The sequence below is a fragment of the Hyphomonas oceanitis SCH89 genome (assembly GCF_000685295.1).
Classification (GTDB): Bacteria; Pseudomonadota; Alphaproteobacteria; order Caulobacterales; family Hyphomonadaceae; genus Hyphomonas; species Hyphomonas oceanitis.
The window spans coordinates 1-1,441 of record NZ_ARYL01000111.1 but is presented as its reverse complement, the minus strand read 5'-3'; the positions used below and the strand labels follow the sequence as shown (position 1 = coordinate 1,441).

Here is a 1,441-nt window from a genome sequence, read left to right as displayed (position 1 = left end):
CGATTCGAACGCCCGACCCCCAGATTCGTAGTTCGCCCTTACCGACCTCTTGCAAACTGTGAAAAACGCCCAAATTCGCGTTTTAGGATTGTTTTTATTGTATTTATCATGATTTTAAAATTGACTGCCATTGATCGACATTGACTGCTGTTCGCTTGATTTGTGGGCAAATTGTGGGCAAACTAAGCGGCAAGTTGAATGGTAAAAACGCTAAAATTGAGCCGAACCCAGACCATGAATTCACATACCAAACCGTCTCGCCTGACTCAGGCGTTCATCAGTTCAATTGAAGCGAATGGAGCCAAGCAGCGGTTCTCTGACCACAAAGTCGCAGGGCTTTATCTACGTATCGCGCCAGGTGGAACCAAGACCTTTGTGATCCGGTACAGAAAGCCTGACAACGCCTCCGCGGAAATGAACATCGGACGGGCAGATGTTGTAACGCTTGATATGGCTCGCGACCGGGCAAAAAAGCATTTGGCCCAGGTGCCCGACGGTCATGATCCCATCGAAGCAAGACGCCAAGCAGCCATTGAAGCGCGTAACAAGAAGATGGAAACCCTTGAGGCGCTGGCACAGGCCTTCAAAGCTTCTCCAGGGTTCCTTTCAAAAAAGATCAGAACGCAAGAATTCTACGAGTCATGTTTGCGAGTCCACATCCTGCCTCGCCTTGGAAAACGCTCTATCAAGGAGATTGGCAGAAAGGACATCGCCGCTTTTCTGGACCAAATCTATTCTGAGCACAGCGGTCCGGCTTCAAACTCCGCTCGCAGGACGTTGAGTGTCCTGTTTTCATATGCGACCGAGCTGGAGCTCATCGACTTCAATCCTGTGTCCGCCGTCAAGCAGCGTCATCGTGGCGGCCAAAGGACCCGGCAGCTGAATGACACAGAGCTGAAACGTCTCTGGCAGGCACTCGACAACCTTGAAGGCGTTACAAGTGATGTGTCGGACATGATACGATTGTGTTTGTTCTTACCCGCACGCGTCAATGAAATTGCTGGGATGGAGTGGGCGGAACTCAATTTCAACGAGCGGCTCTGGACTGTTAGAGCCGACCGTATGAAGAACAACAAACCCCATGAGCTTCCGTTTGGCGAATTCTGCCGAAGCCTCTTGGAAAAGAGACGCAACTCAGACGCAGGCAACAATCCGTGGGTGTTCCCTGCCAAGTCTGGCATTGAGCCAATGAATGGCAAAGTGGCCAGCCGGGCTTGCAATAGGCTATCGAAAGACTGGGGCTGGCAGCCCTTTGGGCCACACGCCTTGAGGAGAGGGTTCACAACAAAGATGGCCGAAAAAGGTGTCCGCCTGGAAATACTAGAACGCGCCTTGAGCCACGATGTAATGGGCGGCCGCGCAATCGCCCACTATGATCATTATTCCTACCGCGATGAAAAACGTGAATTGATTTGGTCTGCCTCCCGAAAAGTGGTCCGTT

General features: G+C 51.5%; 1 protein-coding gene. It reads left to right on the top strand.

Annotation, left to right across the window (positions count from 1 at the left end; translation table 11 throughout):
- Positions 1-198: 198 nt before the first annotated feature.
- Positions 199-1,441, top strand: a 1,243-nt coding sequence (locus tag HOC_RS20435; protein WP_035542464.1) for a tyrosine-type recombinase/integrase, incomplete at its 3' end; no start/stop codon positions are given.